The organism is Micromonospora sp. NPDC047521 (genome assembly GCF_055587305.1).
Window position 1 is genome coordinate 25,836 of record NZ_JBVJGN010000009.1, and the last position, 15,099, is coordinate 40,934.

General features: G+C 70.4%; 16 protein-coding genes. 2 read left to right on the forward strand and 14 right to left on the reverse strand.

The genetic code is table 11. The features are described 5' to 3' along the window. Positions 1-14 precede the first annotated feature (14 nt). Positions 15-605, reverse strand: a complete 591-nt coding sequence (locus ACZ6N8_RS20010; RefSeq protein ID WP_466011817.1) for a DinB family protein — start codon at positions 603-605, stop codon at positions 15-17. A gap of 295 nt (positions 606-900) precedes the next feature. Between ACZ6N8_RS20010 and ACZ6N8_RS20015 the strand changes: the two genes are divergently transcribed. Beyond that, on the forward strand, positions 901-1,674 hold the full coding sequence (locus ACZ6N8_RS20015; protein ID WP_466011818.1) for a class I SAM-dependent methyltransferase: 774 nt from the start codon (positions 901-903) through the stop codon (positions 1,672-1,674). Positions 1,675-1,677: 3 nt separating this feature from the next. On the opposite strand, the gene ACZ6N8_RS20020 is transcribed toward ACZ6N8_RS20015, so the two are convergent. The 8 genes from ACZ6N8_RS20020 to ACZ6N8_RS20055 all read right to left on the reverse strand — a co-directional run bounded on the left by ACZ6N8_RS20020 (position 1,678) and on the right by ACZ6N8_RS20055 (position 7,354). Next, positions 1,678-2,913, reverse strand: coding sequence for a PP2C family protein-serine/threonine phosphatase (locus tag ACZ6N8_RS20020; RefSeq protein ID WP_466011820.1), 1,236 nt, complete (start codon positions 2,911-2,913; stop codon positions 1,678-1,680). A 92-nt stretch (positions 2,914-3,005) separates the two neighbouring features. After that, positions 3,006-3,380 carry a VOC family protein gene (locus ACZ6N8_RS20025; protein WP_466011821.1) on the reverse strand — a complete coding sequence of 125 codons (375 nt, stop codon included), beginning with the start codon at positions 3,378-3,380 and terminating at the stop codon, positions 3,006-3,008. Between the two features lie 48 nt (positions 3,381-3,428). Continuing rightward, on the reverse strand, positions 3,429-4,709 hold the full coding sequence (locus ACZ6N8_RS20030) for an MFS transporter (RefSeq protein ID WP_466011823.1): 1,281 nt from the start codon (positions 4,707-4,709) through the stop codon (positions 3,429-3,431). Between the two features lie 85 nt (positions 4,710-4,794). Further along, entirely contained in the window at positions 4,795-5,004 is a 210-nt protein-coding gene (locus tag ACZ6N8_RS20035) for a hypothetical protein (RefSeq protein ID WP_466011824.1), read from the reverse strand. A gap of 107 nt (positions 5,005-5,111) precedes the next feature. Further along, positions 5,112-5,840 carry a class I SAM-dependent methyltransferase gene (locus ACZ6N8_RS20040; protein ID WP_466011826.1) on the reverse strand — a complete coding sequence of 243 codons (729 nt, stop codon included), beginning with the start codon at positions 5,838-5,840 and terminating at the stop codon, positions 5,112-5,114. Between the two features lie 227 nt (positions 5,841-6,067). After that, positions 6,068-6,430, reverse strand: coding sequence for a PH domain-containing protein (locus ACZ6N8_RS20045; protein WP_466011828.1), 363 nt, complete (start codon positions 6,428-6,430; stop codon positions 6,068-6,070). 162 nt (positions 6,431-6,592) lie between these two features. Beyond that, on the reverse strand, positions 6,593-6,916 hold the full coding sequence (locus ACZ6N8_RS20050; RefSeq protein WP_364375210.1) for a hypothetical protein: 324 nt from the start codon (positions 6,914-6,916) through the stop codon (positions 6,593-6,595). A gap of 129 nt (positions 6,917-7,045) precedes the next feature. Next, a complete protein-coding gene (locus tag ACZ6N8_RS20055; protein ID WP_466011830.1) occupies positions 7,046-7,354 on the reverse strand; it encodes a 4a-hydroxytetrahydrobiopterin dehydratase in 309 nt (102 codons plus the stop codon). 183 nt (positions 7,355-7,537) lie between these two features. Between ACZ6N8_RS20055 and ACZ6N8_RS20060 the strand changes: the two genes are divergently transcribed. Then, positions 7,538-7,978, forward strand: coding sequence for a (deoxy)nucleoside triphosphate pyrophosphohydrolase (locus tag ACZ6N8_RS20060; RefSeq protein ID WP_466011831.1), 441 nt, complete (start codon positions 7,538-7,540; stop codon positions 7,976-7,978). Positions 7,979-8,038: 60 nt separating this feature from the next. Here the strand turns inward: ACZ6N8_RS20060 and ACZ6N8_RS20065 are convergent, their stop codons facing one another. The 5 genes from ACZ6N8_RS20065 to ACZ6N8_RS20085 all read right to left on the reverse strand — a co-directional run bounded on the left by ACZ6N8_RS20065 (position 8,039) and on the right by ACZ6N8_RS20085 (position 15,078). Further along, positions 8,039-9,106: a succinate dehydrogenase/fumarate reductase iron-sulfur subunit gene (locus ACZ6N8_RS20065; RefSeq protein ID WP_357988126.1), complete on the reverse strand. Its 1,068-nt coding sequence runs from the start codon at positions 9,104-9,106 to the stop codon at positions 8,039-8,041. After that, positions 9,103-11,031, reverse strand: coding sequence for a fumarate reductase/succinate dehydrogenase flavoprotein subunit (locus ACZ6N8_RS20070; RefSeq protein ID WP_357988123.1), 1,929 nt, complete (start codon positions 11,029-11,031; stop codon positions 9,103-9,105). Before ACZ6N8_RS20070 ends, ACZ6N8_RS20065 begins: the two co-directional genes overlap by 4 nt. Before the next feature lie 12 nt (positions 11,032-11,043). Further along, entirely contained in the window at positions 11,044-11,850 is an 807-nt protein-coding gene (locus ACZ6N8_RS20075) for a hypothetical protein (protein WP_364375197.1), read from the reverse strand. Positions 11,851-12,114: 264 nt separating this feature from the next. After that, complete coding sequence (locus ACZ6N8_RS20080; protein ID WP_466011834.1) at positions 12,115-13,521, reverse strand: TldD/PmbA family protein; 1,407 nt, start codon at positions 13,519-13,521, stop codon at positions 12,115-12,117. 120 nt (positions 13,522-13,641) lie between these two features. Further along, positions 13,642-15,078, reverse strand: coding sequence for a TldD/PmbA family protein (locus ACZ6N8_RS20085; protein WP_466011835.1), 1,437 nt, complete (start codon positions 15,076-15,078; stop codon positions 13,642-13,644). Positions 15,079-15,099: the final 21 nt, after the last annotated feature.

The window sequence follows — 15,099 nt, forward strand, 5'->3', positions numbered from 1 at the left end:
GGCCGTCTGCGCTGTCAGGCAGTGCTGGGGTCGGCGGCTCTGGCGGCTCGCTCGATGGTTGCGCGTCGGGCCTCCCAGAAGGCCGCGTCGCGTTCGGCGGGTGCTCTCCTGGCTATCGTCCCGGTCGATCCGTCGAGCTGTTCGCGCAGGATGTCGGCGTGCCCGACGTGCCGGCTGGTCTCGATGAGCATGTGGACCAGGATGGCGAACAGCTTCACGTCCGGTTGCGGCCACCAGGGCGCGCGGCCGGGTGCGTCGATGGCGAGGGCCGTGATCGTGGCGTCCGAGTGCTGCCGCACGCGACGGTAGCGGTCGATAATGTCCTCGCGCGTCTCCTGCTCGGTCGCCCACATGTCCAGGCCCTGCCGCAGGGCGTCGTCGTCCCACCGGGGAAGCGGTTCGGGGAAGGGTCGGTCGAAGACCTCGCCGAAGTAGGTTGCCTCCCATATCGACAGGTGTTTGACCAGGCCGAGAAGGTTGGTTCCGGTCGAGGTCAGGGGACGGCGGATGTCGTACTCGGACAGTCCGTCGAGTTTCCAGAGCAGCGCCTCGCGCATCTCTCGCAGATCGCTGTGCAGGTACTCCTTCGCGAAATCATCGATCATGCCCGGGGAGCCTGCCACGCGCCGGCCGCTGTCGCTGACCGCCCGGGCGTTGGAGGGCTGAACTACACCCAGGGCGGGGTGTGCTGGCGCAGGTACTCACGAGCACGGGGGATGGGGTTCCGCCAGTACTGGTGGGGCAGGCGGGAGTGGTGCGTCGCGCAGAAGTCGGCGAGGCTGTCCCTGATCCTGACGCTCTCCAGCGGACGGCCGCCTGGGCCGTCATCCCCGGAACGCTGGTGGATGGACCGTTCGCGTCGGGCACCGACCACAGTGGTCCTCGACGTAGGGTGGGCGCGTGGACGAACGGTTGCAGCTCAGCTCGTCATTCGGTGCGGCGGCGACCGCGTACGCCGAGCACCGCCCGGACTACGCGCAGGACGCGGTGCGGTGGGCGCTCGAGCCCGCGCCCGGTCCTCGGGTGCTCGACCTCGGGGCCGGCACCGGCAAACTGTCCGCAACGCTTGTCGCGCTGGGTGCGGAGGTTGTCGCTGTCGAACCCGATCCGGCGATGCTCGCCGAGTTGCGCCACGCGCTGCCTACCGTCCGTGCCCTGCCGGGCAGCGCTGAGGCGATCCCGTTGCCTGACGCGTCAGTCGACGCCGTGCTGGCCGGCAACGCGATGCACTGGTTCGACATGGCCGTCGCGGGGCCGGAGATCGCCAGGGTCCTCGCGCCCGGAGGCGTCCTGGCCGGGCTGTGGAACGTCCTGGACGACCGGATCGACTGGATCGCCGACCTCGAACGGGTCAGCGGAAGCGCGGCCATCGGCCCCCGTGACACGGTGAGCAGTTGGCGCGCCGCGACGGCGGACATGCTGGTACCGAGCGCCGGCCTGGCCGCCCGGTTCGGCTCTCCGACGCACGTCGAGTTCCCGCACGGGCAGCTCCGCACCGCCGACTCCCTCGTCGCGACACTCGCGACGCGGGCAGGCCTGCTGGTCATGGGAGATCCGGACCGGGAAGCCGTACTGGGCCGGATCCGCGATTTCGTCGGCAGCAGGTCCGAAACCGCGGACGGCGAGTTCACCCTGCCGATGCTGACCGCCGTGCTGCGTGCCCGGCGGTTGTGACGGTCAGCTGACCTGGTCGGTCGGGCCAGGGGCTGTTCGACGGATCACAAGCAGGGCGACGTCATCGTTGGGGTTCTCGATCTCCAGGGCCGTCATGACCGTGGCGCAGACGGTGTCGGGAGAGGCGAGGGGAACCGCGGACGTCAGACGGGCGAAGCCGGTGTCGATCAGTTCGCCGCGGCGTTCGACGAGCCCGTCGGTGTAGCCGACGAGGACCGCGCCGGGCGGAAAGTCCACGGTTGTGCTGCGCCGCTGCGGCGTCCGGTAGCCGATGCCCAGCGGTGGGTCGACAGGCACGGCGAGCAGACGGGCGGGCTGCGATGGCGCAACCAGCACGGGGCTCAGGTGCCCGGCCAGGGACATGCGGATGGTCGCGCCGTCCGGGGAGATCATCGCGTACATCGCGGTGCTGAGGCTGCCGGTCTCGAAATGGTTGACCTTCCGGTCGAGGAGGGTCAGCGCCTCCGCCGGGTCGTCCGAGACCAGGGCGTACGCGCGCAGGGCACTTCGGATCCGTCCCATCACCACAGCCGACTGCAACCCGTGCCCCGACACGTCACCGACGACCACTCCCAGCCATCCGGATGGGAGGGTGAAGACGTCGTACCAGTCGCCGCCGACGCCGGAGACGTGACCGGGAACGTACCGGGCGGCCATCTCCAGATTCGGCGCCCTGGGCAACTCGGTGGGGAGCAGACTTCGTTGCAGGGCCAGGGCGGCGTTCTGGTTCAGGCTGTGAGCCCGGGCCTGGCTTGCCACGCCGATCCGGTCGGCGACCAGTTCGAGCAGCCGGACGTCGTCCGCGGCGAACCGGCGCGGGGTGAGGGTCCCGACGTGCAGGACGCCGATGAGTTCACCGCGCGTGAAGACCGGTACGCCGAGCAGGGACCGGATCCCGGTCTCCAGTAGGAGCGGGTTGACCACCTTGTCGGCGGTGACGTACTCGATGATCACCGGCTGGCGGGTGAGGGCGATCCGGCCGGCGAAGCCCTGGCCGATCGAGACCCGGAAGGCCTGCCGGACCTCGTCTTCCAACCCCTTGGCGGCGGTGGCCACGAGTTGTCGGGCGTGCACGTCCAGAAGCAGGATGGCGGCGGTGTCGACGTGCAGCAGTTCGCGGACCCGGTCGAGCAACTCGTCGAAGAGGTCGGCGACATCGAGCCGGGACAGCGTCGCGTCGGTTACCGCCTCGATGCGGCGTAACCGCTCCGCATCCGTGACACCGCTGGTCGCTACCACGTCAGAATCGTAGCCGCGTCGTCCGCTGCCGCTCGTCACGCGTTCGTCGACCAACGCGTCGACCGGTGGGACCGGCCCGGGCTGGCAGCGTGCTACTGCTCGGCCCAGGCGCCCAGCTCGTTGCCGCTGGGGTCGGTGAAGTGGAATCGCCGCCCGCCCGGGAACTCGTACGGCCCGTTCGTCACCTGGCCGCCGGCGTCCTTCACGGCCTGCGCCGACCGGTCCAGATCGTCGGAGTAGAGCAGCACGAGCGGGCCGCCCCTCCGGACGTCCTGGTCCAGACGGAGGCCGCCCACCTCGGGCGCGGCGTCGCCGTGCGGGCTGCGGATGCCTGCATAGCCGGGCCCGTAGTCGGTGAACTCCCAGCCGAACGCGTCGGCGTAGAAGCGCTTGGCCTCGGCGACGTCGGTCACCGGAAGCTCGACGTAGTCGATGGCGTGGTGCCGGTGCGGAGCTGGCTCAGACATGGCAGGCATTCTGCGCGCCGGGTCCGACAAACACCGGGAGGCGCCGCATCAGCGAGTGACACCGACCTCTGTGGGGGCCGGGTCGCCGGAGGGTCGCGTGCTCCGCCGGGAGAGCGCGATTCCCCCGGCGACCAGGCCGAGCGCCACGATCGCCGCCGCGCAGAGCAGCAGCGTCGGGCGTGCGCCGAGGGCACCCACGAGCGGGCCGCCGAGCATCGTCCCCAGCGGCACCGCCAGCACGAGGACGGCGCCGTTCGCGGCAAGCACCGCCGGGAGTTGCGCGACGGACGCGCTGCGCTGGAACAGCGCCATCGACGTCGACATGTACGGCGCCCAGATGAGGCCCGCCAGCGCGAACGCCGGCAACGACACCCCGATCGGTGCGCCCAGGCCGAGGGGCAGCATCGCGACGCCGAACGCGACGACGATGCCGATGGTGGTGGCGCGCAGCGGCCAGCGGCGAAGGTACCCGGCGACGAGGCCTCCGGTGAGACCGCCGATGCCGAACGCGGTGTAGTAGGCGCCGAGCAGTGTCGCGGAGGCGTGCAGGTCGTCGGTGATGTGGATCGGCATGGCCACGTACACCGGCCCGAAGAGGAAGAAGAACCACAGACTCAGCACCAGGAGACCCAGCAGCGCGGGGTTGCGGCGGATGACGGCGAAACCGGCGGTACGCGAGGCGCCGCGCTCGTACCCGTCGACGCTGCCGGCGGGAGGCAGGGCGAGGCGGTACGTCAGTGCCAGCGCGGCGAAGGTGGCGGCGTCGATGGCGATGACCCACACCGCCCCGACCCAGCCGATCAGGATGCCCGCCAGTGGCGGACCGACGATTGTGGCGAACCCTCCGATGGTGCCGAGCACCGCGTTGGCCGGCAGGTGGTGGCGCTGCGGCAGCAGTTCGGCGATCAGGGTGAAACGTCCGGCGGACCCCCACGAGTGCAGCAGCGCGGACACGGCCAGCAGGACGACGTACAGCTCGATGCTGAGCACGTCGGCGAGGTGGGCGAGGGGAATCGCCGCGAGGGCACAGGCCCGCAGGATCGCGTCCCACCCGGCGAGTTGGGCACCGCCGCGGCCGCGTAGCAGCCTGGCGAAGATGACCGTCCCGGCCGCGCTGGGCAGGGTGTACGCCGCCATGGCCAGCGCGATCCAGGTGAAACGCTGACCGTGCGGGGCGAGGTCGATGGCGAGCCAGATCACCGCGACCACGGCCATGCCGTCACCGAGCGCGGACACCGCCAACCCGGGCAGGACCCGCCGCAGCAGCGGGTGACTCACCACCGGCCAGTACGGCGAGGTGCGCGGGAAGCGGACCGGATTCGACGACATGCCACCAGTCGACCTGACACGGCCGTCGCGGACCAGCCGAGGCTGCTCTCAGCAGATTCCGCTTCGGGCGGAACGTGACCCAGCGTCAGCCGGACTTCCGGTCACGGCTGCCGCCGTCACGGGAGGCCCGGAAGGACGAGCCGACGGCGGCCACGATCGAACCCACCGAGGCGAGCGACACCGCCACCCCGCCGGCGGTGTCGGCGCCGCCGTCCCCGGTCACCTTGAGGATGATGCCGGTCACCATCAGAACGACCGACACGGCCAGGACTACCTGGATGGCTCGTCTGTTCATGGCGGCATCTCACCTTCGGTCGGCGGGAGATCGACTCGGGTCCTCGGGTCGGGGTGTCGTCGTGGCGATGGCACCCCGACTGTCCGGAACCCGAGTCGATCAAACCGCTAGTGGGCGCGGTAGACGGAGATGTGCGACGGGCTGTCGGCGGTGAACGGCCGTCGGTGCCAGTCGGCGTACCGCTCGGTGAGCCGGAGCCCGGCCCGCTCCGCCATCTCGTCGATCTGGTGCGGCCAGGCGTACCGCATGGCGAACGGCTTCAGGTGGACACCCGCGCTGTCGAACGTGATGGTCTGCCTGATGAACCGCTGCGCAGGCCTGTCGTACTGATGCAGTCGGATCGTCGCGGAGTCCTCCGTGACGGCCCGCACCTGCACCCGCTCGTCCGAGTCGAAGCTACGCGGGTCCGGCACGAACGTCTCGATGACGAACGCTCCGCCCGGTGACAGCACCCGCGCGACGTTGCGGAAACAGTCCGCCTGCCGCTCGGCGTCCACCAGGTTGAACAGCGTGTTGAACACCAGGTAGGCGAGCCGGAACTCACCCTCCACAGGTACGTCCGCCATGTCGCCGACGACCACCGGGATCTGGTCACCACCCGGTTTCGCCCGCATCTGCGCGATCATCTCCTCGGACGCCTCCACGCCGTGCACGGTGAGCCCGCGTTCGGCAAGGGGCAACGCGACACGGCCGGTGCCGATCGCCAGTTCGAGGACCGGACCGCCGTCGGCCAGGTCGGCCAGGAAGTCCACAGCGGAGGCCGGATCGGGGTTGCCGCTGTCGTAGTCGGCCGCCCACAGCCGGCCGAACAGGCCGGGATCGTCGAAGACGGACATCAGCGGCCTCCGAGGTTGGTGTCAGTGGCGCGTCGCGGCGCCGTGGTCAGGAGAGCAGATGTGCTCACGAAGTCTCGATTCCTCAGGTCGGATGACGGGGGGCTCGGGGGACCTCGTCGTATTGGCCATGATGGCTTCTCCCTTCGCGCGGCTGTCGAGCGAGGACACCAGAGACGGCCGGGGCCCGGCAAGGCAATTACGCCGGCCGGGCCCACAGCTGCCGTACGTCAGGAGATGTGGTGCAGGATCACGTTGTGCACGTGGTGGCTCTTCTGCGCACCACGGAACTCCACCTCGTAGGTGTGCGTGCCGACGTGGATGGCGATGGCGCCGGTGGAGAAGAACGAGCCTCCCCACGACTTGTTGCTGACCACGCTCACGCTGGTGATCTTCGAGTACGGGATGCTGGTGATCGCGAAGCGCTTCCCGACGAACGAGCGGTCCTGGATGATGACGCGCCGGTCGGTAAGCCCGATGAAGCCGGTGCCGGTGCCGACGGCGTCGTAGACGGCGATGATCTGCTCACCTTCGAGCAGGCCGCTCTGGATCTGCTGGACCTGCTCCTTGCGGTCGTACGCGATGTTCGCCATGCGAACCAGGTTAGGAAACCGGCGCCAGCCGGTCGCCGTACCTCATCGGGGTTCGCGTCGGCCGCGGCGCGGACGAACTCGCGTACGCCGGCGGTGATGGGAAAGCCCCGCGCCACCCGCCGGACAGCGGGAAGCGCGGGGCTTCGGGGGAGCGGCGGTACGTCAGTGGTCGTTGCGGGGGTCGTGGCTGGTGCTGCGGCTGCCCGACTTGGCCAGACCGCGGCTCACCAGGTAACCGATGGTCAGCAGGGTGATGTACCACCAGGCCTTGTCGGCGGCGAAGTAGTCGGCGCCGTTGTTCGCGGCGCCGTCGCCGACGGCGTTCGAGGCGATCAGCACGCCGATCACGGCCAGCACGTAGACGGCCAGCTCGGTGGTCTTCCAGGACGGCTTGGTCTCGTCGCCGTGGCGGTGGACGCGGTGGACGTCGTGCTGGCCGGCGTGCTCGACGTGGTCGTTGGCGCGATTCTGCGTGGGCGTGGTCATGTCAGCTCCTGAAAAGCGCTATGTCAGAGGGGTGTCTCCGGTATGGGGGCGGTTGTCTGCTCCCGCACCGGATTGGTACCCCGAGCGCCTTTCGCGAAACCCGCACATCTCAGCAATCACTCAGGAAACTCAGGACTCGGTGACCGCCCGGTACGCGTCCTCGATGCGGGCGGCCAGCAGGACCTCGCCCTCGGTCAGCGGCTCCCCGTTGCCGTGCCCGACGCGGATCTGGGTGCTGTCGGACCGCCGGCTGATCTCGGGGCGCAGGTGCAGCGCGTCGGCGACCACCTTCACGCGTTCGGTGAGCGCCGCGTGTTGGGTATCGTCGATCACCAGAGTCCGGCGGATCTGCCCGCCTTCCCGCGTCCAACCAGATAGCAAGGTCAACGCGTCGGAAAGGTAGTCGTGCTTGGACCGGCTGTTGAACAGCACGCGCATCACCGCACCCCCCAAGCGTCGTTGCCGGCTTGTGGCCAAATCGTCGCCATCCCGTGCCTTGTCGGTGCCCTCTAGTCTGTCGTCGCTCGGAAGGGGTGTCCACGCCCACACTTCCGGGTTCTCCTGGCCTAGCGGCCGGTTACGGTACCCAAACCGCCGATTGATCTGGCACCCTGGACGCCCGTGCGGACCGAACGGGCGAATGGCGGCGGGCAGACCGAACGACGGGACCTGAAGGTGATCGTGGGAGCGGCGATCATCCGGGACGGGCGGGTGCTCGCCTGTGCGCGTTCCGCCCCACCCGAGGTGGCGGGCATGTGGGAGTTCCCCGGCGGAAAGGTCGAGCCGGGGGAGGGCGAGACCGAGGCGCTGATCCGGGAGTGCGCCGAGGAGCTTGCCGTACGCGTCGAGGTCGGCGACCGGGTCGGCCGCAACGTGCGGATGGCCCACGGACGCTCGGTGCTCAAGGTGTACGCGGCCCGCCTGGTCGGTGGTGACGAACCGCAGGCCCTGGAGCACGAGGCCCTGCGCTGGCTCACCGCCGACGAGTTGGGCTCGGTCACCTGGCTCCCCGCCGACGCCCCCATCGTCGCGGCCCTCCGCCCCCACCTGAAAAAGCCCTGACCTCCCGGAACGGGACGGGGGCCGCGGCTGGTGCCGCGGCCCCCGTTGTCGTTCGGGTGATCAGTGCTTGTCGTCCTGCTCCGGGTGGGCGAAGTTCAGGTGCTCCGGAGGCAGCGGGAAGGTCACGTCGTCGCCGAACGGCGACGGCGCGGCGGCCCGGTCGAAGGTGAGCTCGGTCAGCGGCAGCCTGCCCCGGTCGTCGACCGCCGGAGCCGTCGGGTGGGGCACCTCCCGATCCCAGTTGACGCCGCTCTGTGCCTGCGCCTCGGCCCGGGGGTCGTGGGAGCCACCCGCGTGCGAGTGGACCCCGCCCCGGGTCGCGCCCGACGACGTCGCCGAGCCCTGACGGGCGGTGGTCACGCTGGTCTGGGGCGTCTCGCCCCGCCGGAAGATCTTGCTACCAAGCCACACAAGGGGATCGTACCTGCGGTCGACGACCCGTTCCTTCATGGGGATGATCCCGTTGTCGGTGATCTTGATGTGCTCCGGGCAGACCTCGGTGCAGCACTTGGTGATGTTGCAGAATCCGAGGCCCTGTTCGGCCTGGGCGTACTCCTTGCGGTCGGTCCGGGTGTCCAGCGGGTGCATGTCCAGCTCGGCCGCCCGGATGAAGTACCGCGGCCCGGAGAACGCCTGCTTGTTCTCGTCGTGGTCGCGGATCACGTGGCACACGGTCTGGCACAGGAAGCACTCGATGCACTTGCGGAACTCCTGCGAGCGTTCCACGTCGACCTGCTGCATCCGGTAGTCACCGGGGGCGACGTCCGCCGGCGGGGCGAACGCGGGCGTCTCCCGTGCCTTCTCGTAGTTGAACGAGACGTCGGTGACCAGGTCCCGGATGACCGGGAAGGTGCGCAGCGGGGTGACCGTGACGGTCTCGTCCTCGCCGAAGGTCGACATCCGGGTCATGCAACCCAGCCGCGGCTTGCCGTTGATCTCCATGGAGCAGGAGCCGCACTTGCCGGCCTTGCAGTTCCACCGGCAGGCCAGGTCGGGCGCGTCGGTGGCCTGCAGGCGGTGGATGACGTCGAGGACGACCTCGCCCTCGTTCACCTCGACCATGTAGTCCTGCAGGTCGCCGCCGCTCTCGTCGCCCCGCCAGATCCGGAACTGACGCTTCGCGCTCATCGGTTGTCCGCCTCTCCAGCGTCGGCGACGAGAGCGTCGAAGTCGGCGAGCTCCTCGTCGGTGAGGTACTTGGCCAGCTCGGCCCGGTCGAAGAGGCCGATCAGCTCCGGTCGCATCTTCGGCAGCGGCTTGCGGGTCAGTCGTACGGTGTCGCCGTCCAGCGAGCAGACCAGGTTCACCTGCCGCCACTTCGGCTCCATCGCCGGGTAGTCCTCCCGGGTGTGCCCGCCGCGCGACTCCTGCCGCTCCAGCGCCGCCTTCGCGGTGCACTCCGAGACCACAAGCATGTTGCGCAGGTCCAGGGCGAGGTGCCAGCCCGGGTTGTAGCGCCGGCCGCCGACCGCGCTCACCTTGGCGACCCGCTCGCGCAGCTCGGCGAGCCGCACCAGCGCGTCGGCCAGCTCGCCCTCGCGCCGGATGATGCCGACCAGGTCGCCCATGACCGCCTGGAGGTCCTGCTGGAGGGTGTACGGGCTCTCGCCGGTGTCGCGCTGCAGCGGTGCCAGAGCGGTCTCCACGGCGGCCTCGACCGCGTCCACGGCCACCTTCGGCCGGGCGGCCAGCCCGTCGGCGTAGCTCGCCGCGTGCCCACCCGCCCGCTTGCCGAAGACCAGCAGGTCGGACAGGGAGTTGCCGCCCAGCCGGTTGGAGCCGTGCATACCGCCGGAGACCTCACCGGCGGCGAACAGCCCGCGTACGTGGCCGAACGCGGCACCCGAGTCCGGGTCCACCTCGACGCCGCCCATCACGTAGTGGCAGGTCGGCCCGACCTCCATCGGCTCGGCCGTGATGTCGACGTCGGCCAGCTCCTTGAACTGGTGGTACATCGACGGCAGCCGGCGGCGGATCTCGTCGGCCGAACGCCGGCTCGCGATGTCCAGGAAGACACCACCGGCGGGGGAGCCCCGACCGGCCTTGACCTCGCTGTTGATCGCGCGGGCCACCTCGTCGCGGGGCAGCAGCTCCGGTGGACGCCTGTTGTTGTCCGGGTCGGTGTACCAGCGGTCCGCCTCCTCCTCGGTCTCCGCGTACTGCTTGCGGAAGACGTCGGGGACGTAGTCGAACATGAACCGCTTGCCCTCGGAGTTCTTCAGGACGCCACCGTCACCGCGCACCGACTCGGTGACCAGGATGCCCTTCACCGACGGCGGCCAGACCATGCCGGTCGGGTGGAACTGGAGGAACTCCATGTTGATCAGCGTCGCCCCGGCGCGCAGCGCCAATGCGTGCCCGTCCCCGGTGTACTCCCACGAGTTCGAGGTGACCTTGTAGGAGCGTCCGACGCCACCGGTGGCCAACACGACCGCCGGCGCCTCGAAGAGGATGAACTCGCCCGACTCCCGGTAGTAGCCGAACGCGCCGGCGACCCGGTCACCGTCGAGCAGCAGCTCGGTGATCGTCGTCTCGGAGAACACCTTGATCCGGGCGTCGTACGAGCCGAACTCCCGGTGGTCCTCCTGCTGGAGCGAGACGATCTTCTGCTGGAGGGTGCGGATCAGCTCCAGGCCCGTCCGGTCGCCCACGTGCGCCAGGCGCGGGTACTCGTGGCCACCGAAGTTGCGCTGGGAGATCTTGCCGTCCTTGGTGCGGTCGAAGAGCGCACCGTACGTCTCCAACTCCCAGATCCGCTGCGGCGACTCCTTCGCGTGCAGCTCGGCCATCCGGAAGTTGTTCAGGAACTTGCCGCCGCGCATGGTGTCGCGGAAGTGCACCTGCCAGTTGTCCCGGCTGTTCACGTTGCCCATCGCGGCCGCGGCGCCGCCCTCGGCCATCACCGTGTGCGCCTTGCCGAACAGCGACTTGGAGATGATCGCGGTCTTCTTGCCGGCGAGCCGGGCCTCGATCGCCGCGCGCAGACCGGCGCCGCCGGCCCCGATGACGACGACGTCGTAGTGGTGTCGTTCGATGCGAGTGGTAGTGGTCATGTCAGGGGCCCTTTAGTTGATGAACCGCAGGTCGGAGAACCAGCCGGCCGCGAGCGCCATGATGTAGAAGTCGGCGAGCGCCAGGGTGCCGAGGGTGATCCAGGCGAGCTGCATGTGCCGGACGTTCAACGCCGAGACGAACGTCCAGGCCTTGTACCGCACCGGGTGCTTGGAGAAGTGCTTGAGCCGACCGCCGATGATGTGCCGGCAGGAGTGGCAGGAGATCGTGTACGCCCAGAGCATCACCACGTTGAGCACGAGGATGACGTTGCCCAGCCCGAAGCCGAAGCCCTTCGGCGAGTGGAAGGCGAGAATCGCGTCCCAGGTGTTGATCAGCGAGATGATCGCGGCGGCGTAGAAGAAGTAGCGGTGCAGGTTCTGCCCGAGCAGCGGGAAGCGCGTCTCACCGCTGTACTCCTTGTGCCCGTCCGGGACGGCGCAGGCCGGCGGCGACAGCCAGAACGACCGGTAGTACGCCTTGCGGTAGTAGTAGCAGGTGAGCCGGAACAGCAGCAGGAACGGCAGGGTCAGCGCGGCGTCCGGGATGATCCACCAGCCGGGCAGGAACCGGCCGAAGTGCGAGGCCTCCTCGACGCACCTGTCGGTCACGCACGGGGAGTAGAACGGGGTCAGGTAGTGGAACTGGTCCACCCAGTACCACTTGTGCATGAAGACCCGGACCGTCGCGTACGCGACCCAGGCGCTGAGCCCGATCACCGTGATCAGCGGGGCGAACCACCAGCGGTCGGTACGCAACGTCTTCGCCGCGATGGCGGCGCGCGCCCGCGCTCCCCGCGGCCTCGTTGCCGTTGAAGTCATTCGAGTCGTCTCCTCGACGGGCCCGTACGGGCGGGCTGAACTTTCTCCGGTCGGCACGCGGACCGGCGAACCCGCACCCGCTGCCACGTCATGCGCACACCAACGACCACGCCGGATCGACCGACGCAGCTAAGTGACACACGTTACGCCGATCTTCCCGAGCCGTCCGCGCAAGGGAGTGTCCCGTGTGTCCGGCCTGCGGAAAAGCCCTGGCACGCCGATCGATGGCCCGCTGTTAAGAACGTCACTGTCCGCCCGGCCGGCTCACCCTGAGGCACCCCCGGTGAAGTGCCAGGACGCCAGCCGCACCGGGGGCGCGGCCCACCAGGAACCGTCCACCCGGTCCGGTTGGAGCACCGGCCGCGCGCCCAGCCCGAGCACCGCGCCCGGCCCGAGTGCCCTGGGGTACGACTCGGTGAACCGCAGGTCACGGACCGCTCGTACGACAGCGCCGTCCTCGATCAGCCAGACCCCGTTGCGGGTCAACCCCGTGATCACCAGACTCTTCGGGTCGAGCACCCTCGTGTACCAGAGATCGCTCACCAGCAGCCCCCGACGTACCCCGGCGACCAGCGCGGCGGTGTCCGCGTCGCCGACCGCGCCGGCCGCCGCGCCTGTGGTGCTCCGGCCCGCCGCGCTTACCGGACCAGCCACCGCGCCGGACAGGCGCAGGTTGTGGGCCATCGGGCCCCAGGTGGCGCCACCGGCGACGGCGTGCCCGGTGGACTCCGCACCCGCCTCGACGGCCGTCCGCCGGTCGTGCGCCACCGCGCGGGTGGTGCCCGCCTCGACCAGGGTCAGTGCCCGCCGACCGGTGCCCTCGGCGTCGAACGGCAGCCCCGACGCGCCCAACGGGTCGTCCACCAGGGTCACCGACCTGTCGAACTGGGCCACGCCCGGCTCGGCGAAGGACTGCCGCTCGACGTACCGCTTGCCGTTGAAGCCGTACCAGGACAGGTTCTGCAACAGGTCCGCCACGGCGGCCGGCTCGAACACCACCTCGTACCGCCCCGGCGGCAGTTCGACCGGGTCGGCCGCCGCCTGCGCCTTCGCGGCGGCGTGCGCGCCCAGCTCGGCGCCGTCGAGGTCGGACAGCCGGTCGGCGTAACGCCGGGCCACCCCGTCCGCACCGTCGCGGCGGGCGATGCCGTCCATCGCGGCGTCCGCGCAGCGACCGTACGCCGAGTGCCCGGCCGAGTTGGCGAACGCCGACGACCGGTGCGCGGTACGGCAGTAACCGGCGGTGCTCAGACCCCCTGCGGCGGCCACGAACGCGCCCACCCGGTCGGCCCGCTGATCCGGCTCGGCGTACGCGGTCGCCTCGTCGACGGGCGGCGCCACAGGCGCGGGCGTGGGCGGCGCCAGACCCGGCCAGGCCGGGTCGAGCGGGCCGAGTCGCGCGGCGGCCAGGGTGCGCTCGACAAGCGCGCCCAGGCCGTCGGAGGTCACCACGCTGCCGCTGCCGGCGGCGGTCCGTCCGTCCAGGTACAGCCGCAGCCGGACACCGACTGTCGACTCGGAGACGTTCTGGTGGATGGCCGAGTTGGCGAACCGGGTAAGCGCCAGATCGGCCCGGGTCACCACCGCCTCGGCCTGCGCGCCCGGCCCACCGAGCCGCCGGACCAGCTCGACGACCTGCCCGGCCAACTCCAGCTCGCCCGACCCGCTCACGCTGAAACTCCTTCTGTTCGCGACTGCGGGGCTCGCAAGAGCGGCTCACTCCTCGCGCTCACGCTGAAACTCCTTCTGTTCGCGACTGCGGGGCTCGCAAGAGCGGCTCACTCCTCGCGCTCACGCCGAAACCCCTACCCGGACGTTGCGGAAGCGGGCCGGCGCCGCCGGATGGCCGGTGTGCCCGATCTGGCCGGGCTGGCCCTTGCCGCAGTTCGGGGTGCCCCAGGGCACCGTCTCGCCGGAGAGCATGTCCATCGAGCGCCAGAACAGCGGCCCGATCCCGGTGTAGGTGGGATTGCGCAGCATCCGCCCCCGCCGGCCCTTCTTGATCTCCCAGCCGACCTCGCAGCCGAACTGGAAGTTGAGCCGCTTGTCGTCGATCGACCAGGACCGGTTCAGGTCCATCAGAACCCCGTCGTCGGTCGCCGCGATGATCTCCTCCAGGGTGTGCGGGCCGGGCTCCAGGCCGACGTTCGTCATCCGCACCATCGGCAGCCGGGCCCACCCGTCGGCCCGTACGCTGCCGCCGTAGTCGAGGCTTGCCATGGCCGCCGAGTCGCGGCCGGCGAGCACACCCACCCAGCGACCGTCGCGGACCGCGTCCCGCTTGACCGCGGGGGAGCCCTCGTCGTCGAAGCCGAAGCTGCCCAGCGCGCCCGGGATGGTCGGGTCGATGGTGATGTTCATCAGGTCGGAGCCGTAGCGCAGCGAGCCGAGCTGGGCCAGGTCCAGCCAGGACGTGCCGGCGAACGCGGCCTCCCACCCGAGGATCCGGTCCAACTCGATGGCGTGCCCGACCGACTCGTGGATCTGAAGGGCCAACTGCTCGCCGCCGAGGATCAGGTCGGTCTCGCCGGCCGGGCAGGGCGGCGCGGTCAGCAGCGCCCGGGACTCCTCGGCGATCTGCGCGGCGTGCGCGGCCAGGTCGAGCGACTCGACAAGCTCCCATCCCGTGGTGCCGTACTGCCCCCGGTAGCTGGGCCAGGAGCGCCGCTGCGTCTCGCCGTCGCCGATGGAGGTGGCCGAGATGCCGCCACCGCACTCGCGGATCCGCTGGTCGATCCGGTGCCCCTCGCTGGAGACGAACCATTTGGCGGTGTCCCAGATCTGGTACAGGCCCTCGGCCAGGTCCGCGCCGTGCTCGGTCATCGTGCGGGTCGCGCCGACCAGCAGATCGCCCTTGTCGGACAGCGGAACCCCGAGCGGGTCGATCTGGCAGCCGGAGGCCCAGCTCGCCGTCACCGCCTCGACCGGCACCAGGTCGACCGCCGGGCCGGGCACGCGTGCGCTCGCCATGGCCGTCCGTGTCGCGCGCCGGCCGGCGTCGCGGGCGGCGGCGTCCGACAGATCGGGTACGGCGTGGAAGCCCCAGCTCGCCCCGACAAGCGCCCGGACTCCGAGGCCGATGCTCTCGTCCTGGGTCAGCTCCTCCACGTCGCCGTTGCGCGCCGTCATCGACTCGTAGCGGCGGTGCATCACCCGCGCGTCGGCGTACCGCGCCCCCGCGTCGAGGGCGGCCTGGACGGCGGCGCTGGCCGCGTCGAACTCGGTCATGCGACCGACCCTAGGCCAGTC

What these genes read in the sequence shown, in the direction of transcription:
- ACZ6N8_RS20055 (WP_466011830.1), bottom strand. Translation starts at nt 7,354, where the DNA reads ATGCGCGTGCTGTTCAACAGCCGGTCCAAGCACGACTACCTTTCCGAC.
- ACZ6N8_RS20010 (WP_466011817.1), bottom strand. Translation starts at nt 605, where the DNA reads ATGATCGATGATTTCGCGAAGGAGTACCTGCACAGCGATCTGCGAGAG.
- ACZ6N8_RS20075 (WP_364375197.1), bottom strand. Translation starts at nt 11,850, where the DNA reads ATGACTTCAACGGCAACGAGGCCGCGGGGAGCGCGGGCGCGCGCCGCC.
- ACZ6N8_RS20070 (WP_357988123.1), bottom strand. Translation starts at nt 11,031, where the DNA reads ATGACCACTACCACTCGCATCGAACGACACCACTACGACGTCGTCGTC.
- ACZ6N8_RS20050 (WP_364375210.1), bottom strand. Translation starts at nt 6,916, where the DNA reads ATGACCACGCCCACGCAGAATCGCGCCAACGACCACGTCGAGCACGCC.
- ACZ6N8_RS20065 (WP_357988126.1), bottom strand. Translation starts at nt 9,106, where the DNA reads ATGAGCGCGAAGCGTCAGTTCCGGATCTGGCGGGGCGACGAGAGCGGC.
- ACZ6N8_RS20045 (WP_466011828.1), bottom strand. Translation starts at nt 6,430, where the DNA reads ATGGCGAACATCGCGTACGACCGCAAGGAGCAGGTCCAGCAGATCCAG.
- ACZ6N8_RS20040 (WP_466011826.1), bottom strand. Translation starts at nt 5,840, where the DNA reads ATGTCCGTCTTCGACGATCCCGGCCTGTTCGGCCGGCTGTGGGCGGCC.
- ACZ6N8_RS20025 (WP_466011821.1), bottom strand. Translation starts at nt 3,380, where the DNA reads ATGTCTGAGCCAGCTCCGCACCGGCACCACGCCATCGACTACGTCGAG.
- ACZ6N8_RS20035 (WP_466011824.1), bottom strand. Translation starts at nt 5,004, where the DNA reads ATGAACAGACGAGCCATCCAGGTAGTCCTGGCCGTGTCGGTCGTTCTG.
- ACZ6N8_RS20030 (WP_466011823.1), bottom strand. Translation starts at nt 4,709, where the DNA reads ATGTCGTCGAATCCGGTCCGCTTCCCGCGCACCTCGCCGTACTGGCCG.
- ACZ6N8_RS20085 (WP_466011835.1), bottom strand. Translation starts at nt 15,078, where the DNA reads ATGACCGAGTTCGACGCGGCCAGCGCCGCCGTCCAGGCCGCCCTCGAC.